We start from the raw sequence: 19,678 nt of genomic DNA, 5'->3' as shown, positions 1-19,678 counted from the left end.
CTGACCGCTTGCAAAGCTCCCTTCATAGCAATCCCACGGCAGGGAGTACAGCCAGTGTTCCCATCACACCGGCCCCGGCGGTTGCGCACGACGCCCGCCATGCGACGCCTGGTCTCCGAGACCGAGGTTCGCCCGCGGCAGCTCGTACTGCCGATGTTCGTCAAGGAGAGCCTGCGCGAGCCCGCCGAGATCGCGAGCATGCCGGGCGTCTACCAGCACACCCGTGAGTCACTGCGCAAAGCCGCCGTCGACGCCGTCCAGGCCGGAGTCGGCGGCATCATGCTGTTCGGGGTCCCGGCCGAGCGGGACGCGGTGGGCTCCGGCAGCACCGACCCGGAGGGCATCCTCAACGTCGCGCTGAAGGACCTGCGCACCGAGCTCGGCGACAGCACGGTGATCATGTCCGACTGCTGCCTCGACGAGTTCACCGACCACGGCCACTGCGGCGTGCTCGCGGCCGACGGCACCGTCGACAACGACGCCACGCTCGAGGTCTACGCGGAGATGGCCGTCGCACAGGCTCGCGCCGGCGCCCACGTCGTCGGGCCGAGCGGCATGATGGACGGTCAGATCGGCCACATCCGCAGTGCGCTGGACGAGGCCGGCTACATCGACACCGGCATCCTCGCCTACTCGGCCAAGTACTCGTCGGCGCTGTACGGCCCGTTCCGCGACGCCGTCGAGTCGCAGCTGACCGGCGACCGCAAGACCTACCAGCAGGACCCGGCGAACGCCCGCGAGGCGATCCGCGAGGTGCAGCTGGACCTCGACGAGGGCGCGGACATGGTCATGGTCAAGCCGGCCATGTTCTACCTCGACGTGCTGCGGCGCGTGGCCGACATGGCCGACGTTCCCGTTGCGGCGTACCAGATCTCGGGTGAGTACGCGATGATCGAGGCGGCCGCGCGCAACGGCTGGATCGACCGCGAACGGTCGGTGCTCGAGGCGCTGACGAGCATCCGGCGCGCGGGCGCGGACATCGTGCTCACGTACTGGGCGGCGGAAGCGGCCACTTGGCTCGACCGGTAGCCGAACCGAAGGTCGTCGATGTGGCGCGCTGGCTGTGGATCGTCAGCGCGCTCGTCAGCCTCGTGCAGGTGATGGTCGAGCTCGCCGATCGCGAACGGCTCGTCGCCGAGATCCGCAAACGCGAACCCGCGCTGAGTCAGGACGACGTCGACGTGGCCGTGCAGGGCGGGATGGTGTTCACCCTGCTGATCGTCGGCGTGATCGTGCTGCTGTACGTCAAGGCTGCGAACCGGATGGCCCAAGGCCGCAACTGGGCTCGCGTGGTGCTCACGCTGGTCGGTGGCGCGTCAGTCGTCTACGGGCTGCTTCAGCTCGCGGTGGCGACGGAGTTGCCGGTGGTCGACACCTCGTTGGCCGTGGCGGGTCTGGGATTGAACGGGACGGCCATCGCGCTGATGTACGTCCCCACGGCGGCGGCCTGGTTCGCGTCACGCGTGTCGGGTGTGGACAGGGTTCCTGACCAGCCCTAGCGTTCGCAGCGTGACCACAACTGAGGAAGCGCCGAGCACCGTTCGCACGGCGTTCTGGCTCACCGTCGCGTACGCGGTGCTGCTTGTGCTCGTAGCGCTGTACGCGTTGGCCAGCAAGCAGGTGCTGATCGACTCGGTGATCCAGTCCGGGCGCACCTCCGGCCTGAGCAACGACCAGATCGCCACGGCCGTCACCCGGCTGCTCATCGGCACGACGGTCGTCAACGTCGTGTTCGGCGCGCTGGCCGTGTTCTTCGGCCTCAAGGCCAAGGCCGGGTTGAGCTGGGGCCGGACCGCGCTCGCGATCAACCTGGGCTTCTCGCTGTTCTTCCAGATCTTCACCAACCTGCTGGGGCTGCTGCCGATCCTCGTCGGCCTGGCCGGGGTGGTCCTGCTGTTCCTGCGCCCGTCGTCGGACTACCTCACCGGGCCGAAGCAGGCCGAATGACCCCGCCGCCTCTCGCCGTGCGCGTGGCGGCCGGGTGCTGGCTCGCCACGGCGGTCTTCACCGTGCTCACCGTGGTGGGCCTGTGGCTGTTGCGCGGCGAGCTGGCGGCCAAGGCGGGTGTGCCGGTGTCGGACGTGACGAACCTGCTGGTGTCGCTCTCGATCGTCTCGGCGTTCTTCGCCGTCGCCTACGGGTGGCTGACCGTGCAGCTCTACCGCGCCCGCAGGTGGACGCGCGCGGTGCTGTCCGTCATCGCCGTCGGGCACATGCTGTGGCTGCTCATCGTCGGGGTGAGCGCCTCCAGCCTGGTCACGCTGCTGTTGCTCTCGGTTGCGATCGTGCTCACGTGGCAGCCGAGTGCGGCAAAGTGGATGGCGGAGGTGGGGGCATGACCGATCCGCAGAACTCGCAGTACCAGGTGCAACACGTGTCGTCCGACTTCTCGTGGGCCGCGCCGATGCCGTCCGTGACGCCGGGGGAGATGGCGCCGCCGCGGCCGGCGACGCTGACGGTGGCGTCCTGGGTGTGGCTCGCCGCGACCGCGCTCGGCGTCGTGTCGCTCGGGCTGCTGATCCTCACGAACGTGGACGGTTTCGCCGCGAACATGGTGGAGAGCTCGCGCAACGACCCGAGCCCGATCGACCTGGCGGAGGGCCGTATCGCGGCACGGGTGTTCGCCGGGATGGCGTTCGTCGGCGGGGCCGTGGTGTCGGTCCCGTTCATCATCGGCGCGATCAAGTTACGGGCGGGCCGCAACTGGCCGCGGGTGATGCTCGCGGTGCTGGGCGGGGTCGCGCTGATCTACAACTTCGTGGTGTTCATCACGGCGCTCACGTCCACGAACTGGCAGCTGGGCGTCGCGCTCACCGTGCTCACCGCCGGGCTCACGATCGCGGCCATCGTGTTGATGTTCCTGCCGCCGTCCAACGCCTACGTCTCCATCGCGGACATGCGATGAACGACGAACCCAGCAGATATCAAGCGCAGCCCTATCAGCCCGGGATGTCGCCCATCGGCGGCATGAACGAGGTGCAGACCACCTACACACGGGTCGTGCGGCCACCGGTGGTGGTCATCGCCGCGATGTTCTGGGTGCTCGCCGCGCTCTCGTGGCCGGTCGGGCGGATGGTCGTCGGGCTGTCCGGACAGGTCGACCAGCTGTGGTGGGTGGCCCATCTGTTCCTGACCGTGTGCGTCGTGGCCGGGGTGGCGTGGCCGGTGGTCCGCTTCCTGCAGGGCAGCTTCCAGGCGCGGCTCGGGCTGACGCTCGTGGCCCTGTTGTTCTTCGTGCTCGCGCTGGGGTTCCTGCTCGCGTCCCTGCGCGACGGTGATCTCGTTGCGCTGCACGTGGTTCGGCTCGTGCTGCTGCTCGGCGCGGTCGGGTTGAGCTTCCTGCCCGTGTCGCGGGGGTACTTCAGGGCTAACCTCCACTAGCTGTGGAGCGCGTCGTTTACGCCGAACCCGGCAGCAGCTGGTGGCCGGTGCTGTGGGGACCTCTGTTCGCCCTCGCCGGCTACCTCGTCGAGCTGCTGACCGGTCCGGCCAGCGGCGTGCTGTGGGGGTCGGTCGCGCTCGGGCTCGTGCTCGCCACGGCGTTGTGGGTCAACGGGCGGCGCCAGGTCTGTTCCGTGCGGCTCACCCCCGAGGAGCTGCGCCAGGGGCGCGAACGCCTGCCGCTCAACGACATCGCGGCGGTCGAGGAAGTCGGCACACCCACGGGCGTCCGCGTGCTCGGCGGTGGCTGGACGCCGCCGCGCGGCACGACCGGGGTGCCGATCAGGCTGGCGGACGGGTCCGTCGTGCTGGGCTGGGCGCGCGATCCCGAGTCCTTCCTGCGTGCGTTGAACGGGGTCGTGAGAAGGTGACGGGCGTGACAGCTGCCGTTCCCAGCCTGCAGCTGCGCCAGGGGCGCGAACGGGTGCCGCTCAACGACATCGCGGCGGTGGCTGGACGCCGCCGCGCGGCACGACCGGGGTGCCGATCAGGCTGGCGGACGGGTCCGTCGTGCTGGGCTGGGCGCGTGATCCCGAGTCCTTCCTGCGTGCGTTGAACGGGGTCGTGAGAAGGTGACGGGCGTGACAGCTGCCGTTCCCAGCCTGCACCAGCCGAAGCGGGCGTTGATCGCCGCCGGGGAGGTGGTGGCGGTCGTACTGCTCGCGTTCGCCGCGCACTGGTGCTGGCGGCACGGCGTCGTGCGGCTGGAGTACCCGATCGACGGCGGCGCACCGCTGCAGTCGACCCGCTACAAGGGCAACTGGATCGGCGGCGCCATCGCGTTGGTCACACTCGCGGCGCTGCTGCTGCTCGACGCCCTGCGCCAGACCCTGCTGGCGGTGCGGGCCAGGCCGCGCAAGCCGGAGCCGGAACCGGAGCCAGAACCGGACGTGTGAGACTGGGGTACGTGACTGCGAGTCGATCCCAGGCCCTGTTCGAGCGCGCGTCGGAAGTGACCCCCGGCGGGGTCAACTCACCGGTGCGGGCGTTCCACTCCGTTGGCGGCACGCCCAGGTTCATGGTCCGCGGCGAGGGCCCGTACCTGTGGGACGCCGACGGCAACCGGTACGTCGACCTCGTGTCCTCGTGGGGACCGATGATCCTCGGCCACGCGCACCCGGACGTGGTGCGGGCCGTTCAGGACTCCGCGGTGCACGGACTGTCGTTCGGCACGCCCACCGAGGGTGAGATCCGGCTCGTCGAGGAGATCATCGACCGCGTCGACCCGGTGCACCAGGTGCGCCTGGTCAACTCCGGCACCGAGGCGACGATGAGCGCGATCCGCCTCGCCCGCGGGTTCACCGAGCGGCGCAAGGTGATCAAGTTCGCCGGCTGCTACCACGGCCACGTCGACGCGCTGCTCGCCCAGGCCGGCTCGGGCGTCGCGACGCTCGGCCTGCCCACCTCGCCCGGTGTCACCGGCGCGCAGGCCGCGGACACCATTGTGTTGCCGTACAACGACATCGAAGCCGTCCGCAAGGCGTTCGCCGAGAACGACAGTGACAACGGCGGTGAGATCGCCTGCGTGATCACCGAGGCTGCCGCGGGCAACATGGGGGCGGTCGCCCCGGTCGGCGACTTCAACGCGCAGCTGCGCGACCTGTGCCACGACAACGGCGCCCTGCTGATCATGGACGAGGTGATGACGGGCTTCCGCGTCTCGCGCGCGGGCTGGTACGGCATCGAACGCGTCGAGGGCGACCTGTACACGTTCGGCAAGGTCATGTCCGGCGGCCTCCCTGCGGCGGCGTTCGGCGGCCGCTCCGACGTGATGGCGCGCCTGGCGCCGTCCGGCCCGGTCTACCAGGCCGGGACGCTGTCCGGTAACCCCGTCGCCGTCGCCGCGGGGCTCGCGACGCTCAAGGCCGCGACCGACGAGGTGTACCTGGCGCTGGACCGCAACGCGACCCGCCTGGGCGGCCTGTTCACCGCGGCACTGACCGAGGCCGGTGTCGCGCACCGGGTGCAGTTCGCGGGCAACCTGGTGTCGGTGTTCTTCACCGACGACGAGGTGCGCGACTACGCGGGCGCCCAGGCCGCCGAGACCTGGCGGTTCCCCCCGTTCTTCCACGCCCTGCTGGAGCGCGGCGTCTACCCGCCGCCCTCGGCGTTCGAGGCGTGGTTCGTCAACGCCGCGATGGGTGAGGAAGAGTTCGAGATCATCGCCGACGCACTGCCGCACGCGGCGCGCGCGGCCCGGGAGGCTGTGAAGTGACGCAGACCATCGTCCACATGCTGCGCCACGGCGAGGTGCACAACCCGACGGGCATCCTGTACGGCCGCATCCCCGGCTTCAAGCTGTCCGACCGCGGGCAGCAGCAGGCGCTGACCGTCGCGGAACACCTGGCGGACCGCGACATCGTGCACGTCGTCGCGTCTCCTTTGGACCGTGCGCAACAGACGGCCACGCCGATCGCGTCGTCGCACCGCCTGGATCTCGCGACCGATCCGGATCTGATCGAGGCCGACAACAAGTTCGAGGGCCTCAAGGTCGCGGTCGGCGACGGTGCGCTCAGGTCGCCGCGGCACTGGCCGAAGCTGGTCAACCCGTTCCGCCCGTCCTGGGGTGAGCCGTACGTCGAGATCGCCCACCGGATGCTCGCCGCGGCCCAGCGCGCCCGCGCCGCCGCCGAGGGCCACGAGGCCGTCTGCGTCTCGCACCAGCTGCCGATCTGGACGCTGCGCCTTTTCCTGGAGGGCAAGCGGATGTGGCACGACCCGCGCAAGCGTGAGTGCTCCCTGGCGTCCCTGACGTCCCTCGTGTTCGAGGACTCCCGGTTCGTCCGCATCGAGTACTCCGAGCCGGTCGGCGCGACCAACCCTCGGGTGACCGGGGCATGAAGCGGTTGTTCGTGGCGCTGGCGTTGCTGCTCGGCGCCTGTTCGACGGGAGACGACGCCGCCCCGCCCGCGGGCGGCGACTTCCAACTGGTCGCTCCCGGCGGTCAGGTCAAGATCCGCTACTCGGAGGGCGAGCGGAAGGCGCTCGGCAAGCTCTCCGGGGAGTCACTGCTCGAACCGGGCAAGACCGCGAACCTGTCCGACTACGCGGGCAAGATCGTGGTGATCAGCATCTGGGGTTCGTGGTGCCCGCCGTGCCGCACGGAGGCTCCCGAGCTGCAGAAGATCCAGGACAGCGGGACCGCGCAGGTGCTCGGCATCGACGTCCGGGAGACCTCGCCGGACCACGGTCGCGACTTCATGAAGGACCGTGGCCTGACGTACCCGTCGATCTACGACCCGTCGGGACGGGCGCTGCTGGCGTTCCGCGGGCTGCCGCCGAACACCGTGCCGTCGACGTTCGTGCTGGACAAGCAGCACCGGGTGGCCGCGGTGTTCCTGGAGGGGATCCTGGCGCCGGACCTGGAGCCGATCATCAAGGAGCTGGCGGCGGATCAGTGATCTTGGCCTGGAAGGCCTTGGTCATCGCGTCGCGGCCGATCAGGTTGAACTCCCGGCCGAGCGTCCGCATGATCGAGTTCGACGTGGGCCGGTAGATCCCGAGCTTGTAGTACCGCCCGCCCTCGAACGCCCCGACGACGCCACCGTCCGGGGACTCCTGCCCGAGGTACTGCGACCACTTGGCCCCGTTCGGGTCCTTGGTCACGTTCACCTCGCCCGGCTCGCCGCCCGTGTACTGGTTGTACGGGTAGTCGTACTCGTCGGCGAGGTGGCCGATCGAGTGGCCGAGCTCGTGCACCGCGATCTGCCCGGCGGAGGCGTTCCCGCCGGCGGCGGTGGCCACGCTGCCGCCGGCACCGCCGTACTTGGTGGTGTGGCCGAGCGCGATCACCTGGTCGGCACCGGGCGCCAGCGCGGCGAACTCCTTGGCCTTCGTCTCGTTGACACAGAGCAGCCGCTCGGTGTTCCGGTCGCGGCCCTGGCACCAGAAGCCCATGTCCAAAGCGGTCACGCGGTCGATCCCCAGCGTCGGGTCGTTGTCCACACCGGACTCGGGGGAGACAACGTTGACCTGCCACACGTTGAAGCCGTACGCGTAGGTGCGGAACGGCTCGACGGCCGACAGCTCCGCCCACTTCGACCGGACATCCGCGCTGAACGCCTCGAGGTCGTCCGCCGTGTAGCCGTCACCCACGAAGACCAGGTCGAACCGGCCCTCCGGCCGGCCGTTGCCCGCGACGAGGACGACGTCGGCGGCCGCGGCTGTTCGGAATGTCTCTGTCGACGGCGGAGCCACCGGGACGAGTGTCTTGGTGATCGAACCGTCCTCTGAGAACACCTCGCGCCACTCGCGGTCGGTGGGCGGCCCTTCGGTGGCTGCTCCGGGAGCGGCGGCGAGCACGACGGCGATGGCGGCGGTCAACACCGGCAAGATCAGCCTGGCAGGGCGCATGCGCTGACGCTAAGGAACCGCTCTATCACCCACAAGGCTGCGATCGTAGGTACTTTCGAGGGTGACCGATGACTCAACCGAGGACCGGTCGTCACGTGATCTGGGCTACTACCTACCCTGAACTGTGTGGATCCCACTCAACTGGCCGTCAGCGGACCGTTGCTGCTGGCCACCGGGGTAGCACTGCTCGCAGGCCTGATCTCCTTCGCGTCACCGTGCGTGGTGCCGCTCGTGCCCGGCTACCTGGCATACCTCGCGGGTCTGGTGGGCGCCGAAGCGCCGGCCGTCACCGACGGAGAGCCCGCGAAGACCGGGCGCTGGCGGGTCGCCGGGGCGGCGCTGCTGTTCGTGCTCGGGTTCACCGTGGTGTTCGCGCTGACGTCGATGGTCGTGCTCGGCGCGACCGAGCTGCTCTGGTTCAACGAGCAGACGTTCCAGCGCATCGGCGGTGTGATCACGATCGGCATGGGCCTGGTGTTCATCGGGCTGATCCCGTTCATGCAGAAGGACGTCCGGCTGCACAAGAAGCCCAGGGCGGGCCTGATCGGTGCGCCGATCCTGGGCGCGGTGTTCGCGTTCGGGTGGGCGCCGTGCGTCGGGCCGACGCTCGCGGGCGTGCTGGCCGTCGCGCGCAGCACCGAGGTCGGCAGCGCCACGGCCCGCGGGATCGTGCTGATCCTCGCCTACTGCCTCGGGCTCGGGGTGCCGTTCGTGCTGATCGCGCTGGGCGCGCGGTGGACGTTGCGGGTCACCGGCTGGCTGCGCCGCAATACCCGCAAGGTGCAGATCTTCGGCGGGGTCCTGCTCGTGCTGGTCGGCATCGCGCTCGTCACCGGGCTCTGGGGTGACTTCGTGGGCTGGCTGCGGATCATGGTCGTCAACGACGTGAGGCTGCCGCTCTAGTGATCGCCTTCCTCCGCAACACCTGGCGCGGGCTCACGTCGATGCGCACCGCGTTGATCCTGCTGTTCCTGCTCGCGCTCGCGGCCATGCCCGGCGCGCTGCTGCCGCAGCTCTCGCTCAACGCCCGCAAGGTCGACGAGTACGTCGCGCAGCACGGCTGGTGGGGCCGGTTCCTGCAGAAGCTCGGCTTCTTCGAGGTCTACGCGACGCCGTGGTTCGCCGCGATCTACCTGATGCTGTTCGTGAGCCTCATCGGGTGCCTGCTGCCGCGCACCTTCGAGTACTTCAAGCAGGCCACCGCGAAGCCGGTCCTCACGCCGCGCAACCTCAGCCGGTTGCCGCACCACGCGCAGGCCGAGACGGACTCCTCGCCCGAAGAGGTTCTCGCCGAGGCCGAGCAGCACCTGCGCGGCTGGCGAAAGCAGGCTGACGAGAACACGATCAGCGCCGAGCGCGGTTTCCTGCGCGAGACCGGCAACCTCGTGTTCCACTTCGCACTGCTGGGCCTGCTGGTCTCGTTCGCCATCGGCAAGATGGTCGGCTACGAGGGCACGGTCATCGTGCAGGCCAACGGCGGCCAGTTCTGCAACGGCGGCATCGCGAACTACGACACGTTCCGGCCCGGCCTGCGCGTCGACGGCAGCGACCTCACCCCGTTGTGCGTGAAGGTCGATGACTTCAAGGCCGAATACCTGCCCAACGGCCAGGCGAAGAGCTTCCACGCCGGGATCGGCTACCAGTCGGGCGAGGACCTCGAAAGCGGCACGTGGCGGCCGTTCGACCTCGAGGTCAACCACCCGCTGCGCACCGCGGGCGACCGCGTCTACCTGCAGGGCCACGGCTACACGCCGCAGTTCACGGTGACCTTCCCGAACGGCGTGAAGCGCACCAGCGCCACGCAATGGGTGCCGGTAGACCCGGTCACGCTCGCGTCGGAGGGCGCCGCGAAGTTCGACCCGCCGAACATCACCGACCCCGAGCAGCGCCGCAAGAACCAGCTCGCGGTCACCGGGCTGTTCGCGCCGAGCTCGGCGATGCACGGGTCGATCCTCACCTCGAACTTCCCGGCGCTGAACAACCCGATGGTCGCGGTCGACGTGTACCGCGGCGACCTCGGCACGGACGACGGCCGCGGCCAGTCGATCTTCTCGATCGACAAGTCGCTGGTCGACCAGGGCCGGCTCACGAAGGTCGCGCGCAAGAACCTCGCGGTCGGCGACGAGCTCAGCCTCGACGACGGCACCAGGATCCGGTTCGACGGTGTCAACGACTGGGTGTCGCTGCAGATCTCGCACGACCCGTCACAGGTCTGGGTGCTGCTGTTCGCAGTGCTGATCATCGTCGGCCTCGGTGTCTCGCTGACGGTCAAGCGCCGCCGGTTCTGGGTGCGCGCGACCAGGCAGGACGACGGTCGTACATTGGTCGAGGCCGGCGGTCTCGCGCGCACCGACCAGGCCGGCTACGGCGAGGAGTTCACCCGGCTGGCCACTTCGTTGCTGATCAAGGAGACCTGATGCCGGTCAACGAGACCCTGGCGACCTACAGCGACTGGACGTTCAACAGCGCCGTCGGCGTCTACGTCCTCGCGATGGTGCTCTACCTGTGCGAACAGGCCTTCAGCCGCGCACCGAAGAAGGAGCCGGTGGCCGCGGGCGGCATCCCCGGACTCGTCGAGGAACCCCGCCGCGACCTCGGCCGGCCCGAGCGCCTCGGCCGCATGGGTGCCGCGCTCACCGTGCTCGGTGCGGCGCTGCAGCTGGTCGCCCTGGTGCTGCGCGGTCTGTCCACGGGCCGCGCGCCGTGGGGGAACATGTACGAGTACGTGATCCTGCTGACCCTCGCGGCGGTGGTCACGTGGATCGTGCTGATGGCGAAGTTCCCGATCCGCCGGCTCGGCGGGTTCGTGCTGCTGCCGATCGTCATCCTGATGTTCCTGGGCGGGACCGTCCTGTACGCCGAGGCCGCGCCGGTGATGCCCGCGCTGCAGTCGTACTGGCTGGCGATCCACGTCTCGGTGATCTCGATCAGCTCCGGCATCCTGCTGGTCCCCGGCATCGCGAGCATCCTGTTCCTGATCAAGGACCGGAAGCCGGAGAAGTTCCCGAAGGTGCCTTCGACGGACGTGCTCGACCGCATCGCCTACCGCAGCACGGTCCTGGCGTTCCCGCTGTTCACGGCGGGCATCATCTGTGGCGCGATCTGGGCCGAGGCGGCGTGGGGCCGGTTCTGGGGCTGGGACCCCAAGGAGACCGTCGCGTTCGTGTCGTGGGTCGTCTACGCGGCCTACCTGCACGCGCGGGCGACCGCCGGATGGCGTGGGCGTGGGGCCGCCTGGATCAACGTGCTCGGGTTCGCGTTCACCGTGTTCAACCTGTTCTTCATCAACTTGGTCACGAGCGGGTTGCACTCGTACGCCGGGTTGAACTGACTTCTCCCCCCAGGTCGTGGGAACCCTCACGGGTTGCGTACCGTCGCAACCGTGGGGGTCGGGGAGGTCTCGATCCGCCTTGCTCAGGAGGCCACACGGTGACATGGCAACCACCGGGTGAGGAACCGGGCTCCGGCCCGCAGTACAAGGACCCGACGACCGACTACATCGACCCGGCGCAATCCGGCCCGCAGCACGTCAGCGGTTCGGCGTCAGGGCCGTACCACGTGGGCGGCGGCCAGTCGGGCCCGTACCCGGTGGGCGGCGGGCAGTCCGGCCCGTACCACGTCAGCGGACAGTCCGGCCCTTATCCCGTGAGCGGTGGACAGTCCGGTCCGTACCAGGTCGGCGGCGGTCAGTCCGGACCGTACGGCGTGAGCGGCGGGCAGTCCGGGCCGCACCACTTCGGTGGTCAGTCCGGTCCGTACAACGTGGACCCGAACTCGTACCCGAACAACTTCCCGCAGCGGCAGTACCAGCCGGTGGGGCCGGGCTCGGCGCACGACGTCTCGTCGCAGCAGCTGATCAAGCAGGAGAAGCGGCCGCCGCAGTCGGGCTGGCGCAAGACGGTCCACTCGGTGACCGGCGGCCTGGTCAACCTCGGCGAGAGCCCGGCGGACCTGCGCCGGCGCGAGCTGATCACGCGGATCAACCAGCCGCTGCGCGGGTGCTACAAGATCGCGATGCTGTCGCTGAAGGGTGGCGTCGGCAAGACCACGACGACCACCACGCTCGGCTCGACGTTCTCGTCGCTGCGCGGCGACCGGGTCATCGCGGTCGACGCGAACCCGGACCGCGGCACGCTCGCGCTGAAGATCCCGCGCGAGACGACGGCGACCGTCCGGCACCTGCTGCGCGACGCCTCGAAGATCACGAAGTACAGCGACGTCCGCGCGTACACCTCGCAGTCGCCGTCGCGCCTGGAGGTGCTGGCGTCCGAGCAGGACCCGGCGGTGTCCGAGGCGTTCAGCGACGAGGACTACCTGCGCACGGTCGCGTTGCTCGAGCACTTCTACAACATCGTGCTCACCGACTGCGGCACCGGACTGATGCACTCCGCGATGCGCGGAGTGCTGGACCAGGCGAACTCGCTGGTGCTCGTGTCGTCCGGCTCGGTCGACGGCGCGCAGACGTCCGCGGCCACGCTGGACTGGCTGGAGGCCCACGGCTACCGCGACCTTGTCGCCCGGTCCGTCGCGGTGATCAACTCGGTGCGCCCGAAGTCGGGCAAGGTCGACCTGGACAAGCTGTCCGCGCACTTCGCGTCCCGCTGCCGCGCGGTGGTGCGGATCCCGTTCGACGAGCACCTCGAAGAGGGTGCGGAGATCGACCTCAACAAGCTCGCGCCGGACACCCGGCTGGCGATGCTGGAACTCGCCGCGGTCGTCGCGGACGACTTTCCGTCCTAAGTGAAAGGGCCCCTCGGGTGAGGGGCCCTCTTCACGTCACTCTTCGGTGCCCTTGCGGCGCTTCTCGTCGAGCTTCCGCAAGAACTCCGGGTCGTCATCAGGTGCGATGGTCCTGCGCCCCGGCGTGTACTCCGGCTGTTGCGGCGCGAAAGCCCGCCACACCAGCACTGCCACGGTGAGCGCACCGATCGCGGCGAGTAGGTAGATCACGGTCGCCACACCTCCGAGAACTAGCACTGCCCACGAGACTACCCGCGGCCGTGAAGTAACTACGGGGTCAGTGGCGTACCGGTTCAGTCGCTTCGGTGGTCAGTTCTGTTAGCAGCGCCTTCACCTCGGTCTCCCGGAACCGGCGGTGGCCGCCGGGCGTGCGGATGGAACCGATGCGGCCGGCGGTCGCCCAACGTGTCACGGTCTTCGGGTCGACCCGGAACAGGTTGGCGACTTCCCCAGGGGTCAGCAGACGTTCGGACGCGGTCACTCGTCCTCCTCAGATCAGACGTACCGCCCGCATCGTGTCACTTCACCCTTCAGGTACTCGAACACTTGTCTCAAGGTAAAGAGGTAGTAAGGGACGAACTGCCCGGACCGGACATCTCACCGGGCGTAGGTACGCGTGTCCGCACGGCCTAAGCTGTCGCGGGTGGATGCTCTTGATCGTCAGATCATCGCCGCCCTCCGCGCCAACGGGCGCGCCACGTACGCGGACCTCGGCCGGCAGGTGGGCCTCAGCGCCTCCGCCGTGCACGAACGGGTGGGCAAGCTCGAGGCCACGGGCGTCATCGTCGGGTATCACGCGGTGGTCGATCCGAGTGCCGTCGGGCTGGGTGTCACCGCGCTGATCGGCATCCACCCGACCGACACCGCGGACGACAACGAGCTGGCAGACGCCCTGGCGGAGCTCGTGGAGGTCGAGTCCTGCTACCGCGTCGCGGGCGACGAGTCGTTCATCGTCAAGGTGCGCGTGGCGACCGTCGACGACCTGGAGCGGGCGCTCGGCCGGCTGCGCCGCATCCCCGGTGTCGCGCGCACCCGCACCACGGTTGTGCTCTCCACCCGCTTCGAGGGACGGCCGAACACGGGCGAGATAACCTGAACGGGTGCACGTAGCCCGTGATGTGACGCTCTACATCCTCGCCCGCGTTGGCCTGATCGCCCTGGTCACCGGTGGTCTGCTGGTGGCTAAGGTGCCGCTGCTGGTCGCACTGGCGGTGGGTGTCGTCGTCGCGCTGCCCGCGTCGTTGTTCCTGTTCCGCGGGCTGCGCATGCGGGTCGCGCAGGGCCTGGCCGAGCGCGCGGCCGAGCGCGCCCAGCTGCGCGCCCAGCTGCGCGGCGACTCCCTCGGTTAACCCCGGAGAACCTCAAGTCCTTCTTTACCGAGCCGCTCGATGACGTCCCGCAGCTCCAGCGGTTCGAGCCAATGTGACGGAATCGAGCCTTCGCCGTCCCGCGCTCCGACGATGTTGCCGCAGATCGACCCGGTCGAGTCGCTGTCGCCGGAGTGGTTGACCGAGAGCAGCAGCGCGTCCGCGAGGTTGTCGCCGCGCAACGCGCACAGCAGCCCGATCGCCAGCGCCTCCTCGCCGACCCAGCCGCCGCCCAGTTCGGACTCGATGAGCTCCGGTGTCGGCCGGCCGAGTCCGGGGAGCTTGTCCAGCAGTTCGGTCTGTTCCTCGTGGCCCTGGTGGCCGACGAGGATCGAGCGCGCGGTCTTGATCGCCTGGTCCAGTGCCTGTTCGCGGAGCACCTCGTGCACGATCACCGCGAGCACGCCGGCCGACAGGTAGCCGCTCGGATGGCCGTGGGTGAGCCGCGCGCAGCCCGCGGCCAGGTTGAAGATCTCGTTCGGGTCGTCCGACCAGAGCGCGCAGGGTGCGACGCGCATCACACCGCCGCAGCCCTTGGAGTTGTTGTTCGCGTCGTTCTTGCGCAACGCGGTGAGGCAGGTGTTGCCCGGCGCGCGCAGCGAGTGCAGCCCCGGCACGTCGATCAGCCAGCCGTCGTGCGCGGTCTCCGGTCCCTGCTGCGTCTGCAGCCAGCGCCCGTAGGCGGCGCGAACCGTCAACATGGGATCGATTCCGTGGCGGCGCGCGATGATCAGGCCCTCGAGGGTGAAGAGCGTCATCTGGGTGTCGTCGGTGATCGCGCCGAGACCGTCGGGGTTGTCGGCGAGGCCGGTGATGCCGCTGGGTCCGTACTTGCGCCGGATGTCACCGATCCGGCTGAACTCCACGGGGAACCCGAGCGCGTCACCGACCGCGCCCGCGAGCAGTGAGCCGAGAAAATTCTCCACGGAGTTATGGTGCCCGCGTGAGTACTTCGGTGGACCGCAGTTGCAGCAGAACACGGCACTGGGTGTGCGAGGCCGTCAAGATCATCGAGGCCGACGCCAACCGCAGCGCCGACACCCATCTGCTGCGCTACCCGCTGCCGCCGGAATGGGGCATCGACCTATATCTGAAGGACGAGTCCACGCACCCGACGGGCTCGCTGAAGCATCGGCTGGCGCGGTCGTTGTTCCTCTATGCGATCTGCAACGGCTGGATCGCGGGCGGGACGCCGGTGATCGAGGCGTCGTCCGGGTCGACGGCGGTGTCCGAGGCGTACTTCGCGCGGCTGCTCGGGCTGCCGTTCATCGCGGTGATGCCCCGATCGACGTCGGCCGAGAAGGTCGCGCTGATCGAACGTCAGGGCGGGCGATGTCACTTCGTCGACGAGCCGTCCGCGATCTACGACGAATCCCGGCGGCTGGCGGCCGAGCTGGGCGGGCACTTCATGGACCAGTTCACGCACGCCGAGCGCGCGACGGACTGGCGTGGCAACAACAACATCGCCGAGTCCATTTTCGACCAGATGAAACTGGAGGCGTCGCCCGAACCGGACTGGGTCGTCGTCGGCGCGGGCACCGGCGGCACCTCCGCGACCATCGGCCGCTACATCCACTACCGCAAGCTGCACACGCGGCTGGCCGTGGTGGACCCGGAGTTCTCGGTCTTCTACGACGCGTGGTGCGAGGGCGACCCGTCGCTCGTCGGCACGCGCGGCTCGCGCATCGAGGGCATCGGCCGCCCGCGCGTCGAACCGTCGTTCGTCGGTCAGACCATCGACCGGATGATCAAGGTGCCGGACGCGGCGTCCATCGCGACGATCCGGTACGTCGAGTCGCTGCTCGGCCGGCGCGTCGGCGGGTCGACCGGGACGAACCTGTGGGGCGCGTTCCAGATCATCGCCGAGATGCGGACGTCGCGGTCCCGTGGCTCCGTCGTGACGTTGTTGTGCGACGGCGGCGAGCGGTACGCGCACACGTATTACAGCGACGAGTGGGTCGCGGCGCAGGAAATGGATCTCTCCGGGTGTTTTGCCCGCCTCGAGGATTTCCATAAGCAAGGAAAGTGGTGAGCCGGAACCGTAAAGTGGCCCCCCGCGTCACAGCGAAGAATCGAGCAGCACAACCGAGGGGGGACGCGCCGTGTCCTTGTTCACCGACCCGGCCGAGCTGCGCGGGTACGCCGAGTACCTGCGCACGGAGGCGGCCGAGTTCGACAACATCCGGAAGTACGTGCACGACACGGCGTGTGACAAGAGCGGCTTCACCGGTCTGCTGACGCTGCTGCAGCCGGGCGTCGACCTGGTGCGGGCGCTGTTCGACGAGACCCTCGACTTCGGCAAGTCCAAGTTGGAGGGTGCCGCGTCCGCCATCGACGCCACCGCCGCGGACTACGAGAAGGTCGAGCAGGCGCACGTCAAGATGTTCGACGGGATCCTGCGATGACCACGGCGTACGCGGACCCGCGTCCCATCAGCGACAGCCTGCAGGCGCCGGAGATCGACAAGGCGTCCCTCAACGACGTGCTCGACAACTGCGGCTGGGGCGTCCAGTCGGTCAACTGGATCTTCGAGCAGGTGACCGGCGAGTCACTGGTCGAAACGATCATCACCCCGATCACCGGCGACTGGTCGAAGATCCGCGCGGACGGCGACGCGTGGCGCAACGTCGGCAACGCCATGAACGACATGTCGTACAACCTGACCGACGCGGTCGGGAAGCTGCGCGACAGCTGGGACGGCGACGCCGCCAAGGCGCACGAGCGCTACATCGCGCTGGGCTGGAAGGCCGGCCTGTTCGCGGAGATGGGTGTCGCCCAGCTGATCGCGAAGGGCTTCGACACCGTCGCCGAGGGCGCGGAGGCCCTGGGCCGCCAGGCCGCCAAGTTGCTCGACTACCTGGTCAACAAGCTCATCCAGGCCGCCGCCACCGTGTGGATCCCGGTCGCGGGCTGGGTGAAGGCCGCCGAGATGGTCTGGAACGCCTACCAGATCTACCGGCGGATCATGGACATCATCGAGACGGTCAAGAAATTGATCACCGATGTGAAGGCGCTCTTCGACGCCGTCGGCCGCATCGCCTCGGCACTGGGCAAGCTGAAGGACGCCGACAGCCTCGCCGACGCGATGAACGCGACGCAGGAGGTCGCCGAGGGCGTCCGCGACGTCCGCAACTCGGTCAACGACATCAAGGACGACGCCGGGTCCATCAAGGACAGTGCGACCGAGATCCGCGACCGGGGCCGCGACATCGGCCACAACGTCCGCCACGCGGAGAAGCCGCACGGCGACCCCGGTGGTGCTCCGTCCTCGTCGACGCACCCGCAGTCCGGTCCCGCGGTGTCGACGCCACCCACGACGCACGGCGGCGGAGACACCACGCCGTCCGGTCACACGCCTTCGCCTGGCGGGCCAGCGCACACGACGCCTCCGACGCACGGCGGCGGTGACACCACGCACGCATCGACCGCGACCCCGCCCGCGCCGCCTGCTCACCACACGCCTCCGCCCGCTCCGCCGACGCACCACACGCCTCCGCCTGCTCCGCCGACGCACCACGTCCCTCCGCCCGCTCCTCCGGCGCCGCAGCACACGCCGCCCCGCGACACGACCACTGCTTCGTCGGCGGCGCCCGCGGCTCCGGCGCACCCGGCGCCCGCGCACACGCCCGCACCGGCGCATGTGGACTCGACGCCCGCGCATCACGACACCGACTCGAACACCCGCATGTCGGGCTCGCTCGACGATCACGCCGCACCGCCCGCGCCCAAGGTGCACGACGACGTGCCCGGCGTGAAGTACCACGACGCGGACGCCGGCGGTATCCAGCACCGGGACGCCGACGGCAAACCGGTGGCGTTGCGCAACATCCAGCACCCCGAGGCGGGCCTGGTCAACAACAGGGACATCGCCCTCGCGCAGGCGGACCCGAACCGGCAGGCTCTGGTCGACAAGCCCGGTCTTCCCGCGGATCACCCTGATGTGAAGCGCATCGTTCCGGACGACTACGACCGGCACGGCGGCAAGGGCGAGGACGCCTGGAAGCACGAGTACGTCAAGAGCACGAACCCCGACGGCACGCCGAACTACAACTGGCCGGACCCGGTGAAGCATCCGGAGGGCTTCGCGAGTCCCGAGGCGCGGCGCCCGGTCGTGCTGGAGCCGGGTTCGACCATCGACCGCTTCGGTCCCGCGGGCGGCCGCTTCCTCTCGCCGCCCGACACGAGCTTCCCCGAGCGCGGCCTGCCGCCGACCAACCTGGACGACGGTTACCACCGCTATGTGGTCGAGAAGCCCATCCCCGTGTGGATGGGCGAGATCGCACCCGCGATGGGCCAACCCGGTGGTGGTATTCAGTTCCTGTCCCAGCACGCGGTCGCCGATCTCGTGCTCGCCGGTTACCTGCGTGAGATCTAGGTGAGTTGAATGATCACGATTGACACCGTCGGCATCTTCCTCGAGCGGATGGGCGTGCCCGCCCAGTCGTTCACCATCGGAGGGGAAGCCGACAACCGCTGGTGCCTCCTCGAGGAGGACGGCTCGTGGAAGGTGTTCTGGAGCGAACGCGGCACGCGCTTCGACGAGGTCACGCTGGCGGATGAGGAAGCGGCCTGCTACCTCCTCCTCGGCCGCATGGCCCAGCGGCAGCTCATGCAGGGCGTGCTCCAGTACGTGCCTCCGGGGGCCTGAGTGCCCGATCGCGTGCCGGTTCCGTTCAGCTCGCTTCAGCAGGGCTCCCAGCCCGACCTCGTCTGCGTATGGCGTGGCCGAGAGGTCGATCTCGGCTTCGTCCGTGACGATGAGATCACCGTCTTCTACCCGGCAGGCGATCGCTGGTGGGCTGACGAGAACGGCATGCAGCCGTATGACCAGTACATCTACTTCGCAGTCGTCTCCCGAGACGAGATCGAAGGCCCGTACCGCAGGGGAACGCGATGAGCACTCCGAACGACAGCTGGAAGACCCCGGAACTGCGTGCCGCCGAGGCGCAGGTCGACAACCGGCTCACCGAGGCGCGCGAGCTGGCCGCGCGCCTGCAGGCGCAGCAGCTGCCGCCGTTGCCGCCGATCGACACCGCGGCGATCGCCCGTCAGGTCGAGGAGGCCGCGGGCAAGCGCGACGCGCCCGAGCACCTGAAGGCGTTGAAGCGCAAGGTGGACGCGGGCGAGTTCAGCTGGGAGGACGTCGTCTCCGGCAAGGCCGCCGCCGACCCGGACGTGCAGGCCGCGCAGCAGGCGAACATGCGGCAGATGCAGCAGGCCTTCCAGATGCTGCAGGAGGGCATGACCGCCGACGACATCCTCGAGGCCCAGAAGCCTCGCAGAGCCCGCGACGATGACGACGAGGGAGGATCGGACTTCCGGGAGGACGCGTGGTGACGTGGCGGACGGCCGACGTCCTGGCCGCCGAGAACGGGCTGACCGCCGCCGTCGCCGAGACGGAGCAGGCCATGCGCGCGGCCGCGGCGAACCTGCGCGGCCGCGAACCGTCCACTGAGGACATCCGCCGGGTCATGCAGTTCGCGAAGACCACGGAGGCCTCGCCGGCGTTGCGCGCGCTGCAGGACCGCATCGCGCGCGGCGGCCTGAGCTGGCGCCAGGTGCTGACCGGCGAGGCCTCGCACGACCCGATGGTGCGGCAGGCGTTGGACGAGAACCGCGCCCGCCTGGCCGAGCTGATCAAGGGCGAGGAGATCAAGCCTCCGGCGCCGCGCCGGCGGCCGAGGGATGAGGACGAGCCGCAGACCTACACCGAAGACGCCTGGTGACAAAGAGAAATGCGGACGGTCCGGCCGTGGCCGTCCGCATTCGTGTCGAAT

Annotated in this window: 28 protein-coding genes; 24 read left to right on the top strand and 4 right to left on the bottom strand. The window is 69.3% G+C overall.

Annotated features, from left to right (window positions below; genetic code table 11):
• The first annotated feature begins 54 nt into the window (after nt 1-54).
• The 11 genes from hemB (at nt 55) to QSK35_RS14170 (ending at nt 6,842) form a co-directional block, all read left to right on the top strand.
• Complete coding sequence (gene hemB / locus QSK35_RS14220) at nt 55-1,029, top strand: porphobilinogen synthase (protein ID WP_285746046.1); 975 nt, start codon at nt 55-57, stop codon at nt 1,027-1,029.
• A complete protein-coding gene (locus tag QSK35_RS14215) occupies nt 1,014-1,499 on the top strand; it encodes a hypothetical protein (protein ID WP_285746044.1) in 486 nt (161 codons plus the stop codon). Before hemB ends, QSK35_RS14215 begins: the two co-directional genes overlap by 16 nt.
• Nucleotides 1,500-1,509: 10 nt before the next feature.
• On the top strand, nt 1,510-1,947 hold the full coding sequence (locus QSK35_RS14210; RefSeq protein WP_285746042.1) for a hypothetical protein: 438 nt from the start codon (nt 1,510-1,512) through the stop codon (nt 1,945-1,947).
• Nucleotides 1,944-2,339 carry a hypothetical protein gene (locus QSK35_RS14205; protein ID WP_285746040.1) on the top strand — a complete coding sequence of 132 codons (396 nt, stop codon included), beginning with the start codon at nt 1,944-1,946 and terminating at the stop codon, nt 2,337-2,339. The genes QSK35_RS14210 and QSK35_RS14205 overlap by 4 nt, the downstream gene beginning before the upstream one ends.
• A complete protein-coding gene (locus tag QSK35_RS14200; RefSeq protein WP_285746038.1) occupies nt 2,336-2,905 on the top strand; it encodes a hypothetical protein in 570 nt (189 codons plus the stop codon). Before QSK35_RS14205 ends, QSK35_RS14200 begins: the two co-directional genes overlap by 4 nt.
• Before the next feature lie 44 nt (nt 2,906-2,949).
• Nucleotides 2,950-3,381 carry a hypothetical protein gene (locus tag QSK35_RS14195; RefSeq protein ID WP_285746036.1) on the top strand — a complete coding sequence of 144 codons (432 nt, stop codon included), beginning with the start codon at nt 2,950-2,952 and terminating at the stop codon, nt 3,379-3,381.
• A 2-nt stretch (nt 3,382-3,383) separates the two neighbouring features.
• On the top strand, nt 3,384-3,812 hold the full coding sequence (gene mce1N, locus QSK35_RS14190; RefSeq protein ID WP_285746034.1) for a transport-regulating membrane protein Mce1N: 429 nt from the start codon (nt 3,384-3,386) through the stop codon (nt 3,810-3,812).
• A 210-nt stretch (nt 3,813-4,022) separates the two neighbouring features.
• Entirely contained in the window at nt 4,023-4,337 is a 315-nt protein-coding gene (locus QSK35_RS14185; RefSeq protein WP_285746032.1) for a hypothetical protein, read from the top strand.
• A gap of 11 nt (nt 4,338-4,348) precedes the next feature.
• Nucleotides 4,349-5,656, top strand: coding sequence for a glutamate-1-semialdehyde 2,1-aminomutase (gene hemL, locus QSK35_RS14180; RefSeq protein WP_285746030.1), 1,308 nt, complete (start codon nt 4,349-4,351; stop codon nt 5,654-5,656).
• Nucleotides 5,657-5,673: 17 nt separating this feature from the next.
• Complete coding sequence (locus QSK35_RS14175; RefSeq protein WP_285746137.1) at nt 5,674-6,282, top strand: histidine phosphatase family protein; 609 nt, start codon at nt 5,674-5,676, stop codon at nt 6,280-6,282.
• A complete protein-coding gene (locus QSK35_RS14170) occupies nt 6,279-6,842 on the top strand; it encodes a TlpA family protein disulfide reductase (RefSeq protein WP_285746028.1) in 564 nt (187 codons plus the stop codon). Before QSK35_RS14175 ends, QSK35_RS14170 begins: the two co-directional genes overlap by 4 nt.
• Here QSK35_RS14170 and QSK35_RS14165 read toward each other — a convergent pair.
• Nucleotides 6,817-7,794, bottom strand: a complete 978-nt coding sequence (locus tag QSK35_RS14165) for a M64 family metallopeptidase (protein ID WP_285746026.1) — start codon at nt 7,792-7,794, stop codon at nt 6,817-6,819. The genes QSK35_RS14170 and QSK35_RS14165 overlap by 26 nt on opposite strands.
• 117 nt (nt 7,795-7,911) lie before the next feature.
• Here QSK35_RS14165 and QSK35_RS14160 point away from each other — a divergent pair, with 117 nt between their 5' ends.
• The 4 genes from QSK35_RS14160 (at nt 7,912) to QSK35_RS14145 (ending at nt 12,534) form a co-directional block, all read left to right on the top strand.
• Nucleotides 7,912-8,697: a cytochrome c biogenesis CcdA family protein gene (locus QSK35_RS14160; RefSeq protein WP_285746135.1), complete on the top strand. Its 786-nt coding sequence runs from the start codon at nt 7,912-7,914 to the stop codon at nt 8,695-8,697.
• 41 nt (nt 8,698-8,738) lie between these two features.
• The gene (gene resB / locus QSK35_RS14155; RefSeq protein WP_285746133.1) at nt 8,739-10,211 is read left to right on the top strand and encodes a cytochrome c biogenesis protein ResB; all 1,473 of its coding nucleotides are present in this window, start codon (nt 8,739-8,741) and stop codon (nt 10,209-10,211) included.
• A complete protein-coding gene (gene ccsB / locus QSK35_RS14150; RefSeq protein WP_285746024.1) occupies nt 10,211-11,125 on the top strand; it encodes a c-type cytochrome biogenesis protein CcsB in 915 nt (304 codons plus the stop codon). The genes resB and ccsB overlap by 1 nt, the downstream gene beginning before the upstream one ends.
• Nucleotides 11,126-11,223: 98 nt before the next feature.
• A complete protein-coding gene (locus QSK35_RS14145; RefSeq protein ID WP_285746022.1) occupies nt 11,224-12,534 on the top strand; it encodes a MinD/ParA family ATP-binding protein in 1,311 nt (436 codons plus the stop codon).
• 36 nt (nt 12,535-12,570) lie between these two features.
• Here the strand turns inward: QSK35_RS14145 and QSK35_RS14140 are convergent, their stop codons facing one another.
• Nucleotides 12,571-12,744, bottom strand: a complete 174-nt coding sequence (locus QSK35_RS14140) for a hypothetical protein (RefSeq protein WP_285746020.1) — start codon at nt 12,742-12,744, stop codon at nt 12,571-12,573.
• Between the two features lie 67 nt (nt 12,745-12,811).
• On the bottom strand, nt 12,812-13,015 hold the full coding sequence (locus QSK35_RS14135) for a BldC family transcriptional regulator (RefSeq protein ID WP_285746018.1): 204 nt from the start codon (nt 13,013-13,015) through the stop codon (nt 12,812-12,814).
• Nucleotides 13,016-13,177: 162 nt separating this feature from the next.
• Here QSK35_RS14135 and QSK35_RS14130 point away from each other — a divergent pair, with 162 nt between their 5' ends.
• Together QSK35_RS14130 and QSK35_RS14125 are read left to right on the top strand one after the other, a co-directional pair.
• The gene (locus QSK35_RS14130; RefSeq protein WP_285746015.1) at nt 13,178-13,630 is read left to right on the top strand and encodes an Lrp/AsnC family transcriptional regulator; all 453 of its coding nucleotides are present in this window, start codon (nt 13,178-13,180) and stop codon (nt 13,628-13,630) included.
• 4 nt (nt 13,631-13,634) lie between these two features.
• Nucleotides 13,635-13,883 carry a DUF4229 domain-containing protein gene (locus QSK35_RS14125; RefSeq protein WP_285746014.1) on the top strand — a complete coding sequence of 83 codons (249 nt, stop codon included), beginning with the start codon at nt 13,635-13,637 and terminating at the stop codon, nt 13,881-13,883.
• On the opposite strand, the gene QSK35_RS14120 is transcribed toward QSK35_RS14125, so the two are convergent.
• Nucleotides 13,880-14,827 (bottom strand): ADP-ribosylglycohydrolase family protein, encoded by a 948-nt coding sequence (locus QSK35_RS14120; protein WP_285746011.1) that lies wholly within the window; start codon nt 14,825-14,827, stop codon nt 13,880-13,882. The two genes, QSK35_RS14125 and QSK35_RS14120, sit on opposite strands and share 4 nt — an antisense overlap.
• 17 nt (nt 14,828-14,844) lie before the next feature.
• Here QSK35_RS14120 and cds1 point away from each other — a divergent pair, with 17 nt between their 5' ends.
• The 7 genes from cds1 to QSK35_RS14085 all read left to right on the top strand — a co-directional run bounded on the left by cds1 (nt 14,845) and on the right by QSK35_RS14085 (nt 19,627).
• Nucleotides 14,845-15,933, top strand: coding sequence for an L-cysteine desulfhydrase Cds1 (cds1, locus tag QSK35_RS14115; RefSeq protein WP_285746009.1), 1,089 nt, complete (start codon nt 14,845-14,847; stop codon nt 15,931-15,933).
• 70 nt (nt 15,934-16,003) lie between these two features.
• Nucleotides 16,004-16,306 (top strand): hypothetical protein, encoded by a 303-nt coding sequence (locus tag QSK35_RS14110; protein WP_285746007.1) that lies wholly within the window; start codon nt 16,004-16,006, stop codon nt 16,304-16,306.
• A complete protein-coding gene (locus QSK35_RS14105) occupies nt 16,303-18,276 on the top strand; it encodes a glycohydrolase toxin TNT-related protein (protein WP_285746006.1) in 1,974 nt (657 codons plus the stop codon). The genes QSK35_RS14110 and QSK35_RS14105 overlap by 4 nt, the downstream gene beginning before the upstream one ends.
• Nucleotides 18,277-18,285: 9 nt before the next feature.
• On the top strand, nt 18,286-18,549 hold the full coding sequence (locus QSK35_RS14100; protein WP_285746004.1) for a hypothetical protein: 264 nt from the start codon (nt 18,286-18,288) through the stop codon (nt 18,547-18,549).
• On the top strand, nt 18,550-18,798 hold the full coding sequence (locus QSK35_RS14095; RefSeq protein ID WP_285746002.1) for a hypothetical protein: 249 nt from the start codon (nt 18,550-18,552) through the stop codon (nt 18,796-18,798). It begins immediately after the preceding gene.
• Nucleotides 18,795-19,238 carry a hypothetical protein gene (locus QSK35_RS14090; protein WP_285746000.1) on the top strand — a complete coding sequence of 148 codons (444 nt, stop codon included), beginning with the start codon at nt 18,795-18,797 and terminating at the stop codon, nt 19,236-19,238. The genes QSK35_RS14095 and QSK35_RS14090 overlap by 4 nt, the downstream gene beginning before the upstream one ends.
• Nucleotides 19,235-19,627: a hypothetical protein gene (locus QSK35_RS14085; protein WP_285745999.1), complete on the top strand. Its 393-nt coding sequence runs from the start codon at nt 19,235-19,237 to the stop codon at nt 19,625-19,627. The genes QSK35_RS14090 and QSK35_RS14085 overlap by 4 nt, the downstream gene beginning before the upstream one ends.
• Nucleotides 19,628-19,678 lie beyond the last annotated feature (51 nt).

It is taken from the genome of Lentzea sp. NBRC 105346, from assembly GCF_030269605.1.
GTDB lineage: Bacteria > Actinomycetota > Actinomycetes > Mycobacteriales > Pseudonocardiaceae > Lentzea.
This window is presented reverse-complemented; position numbering and strand designations above follow the sequence as displayed.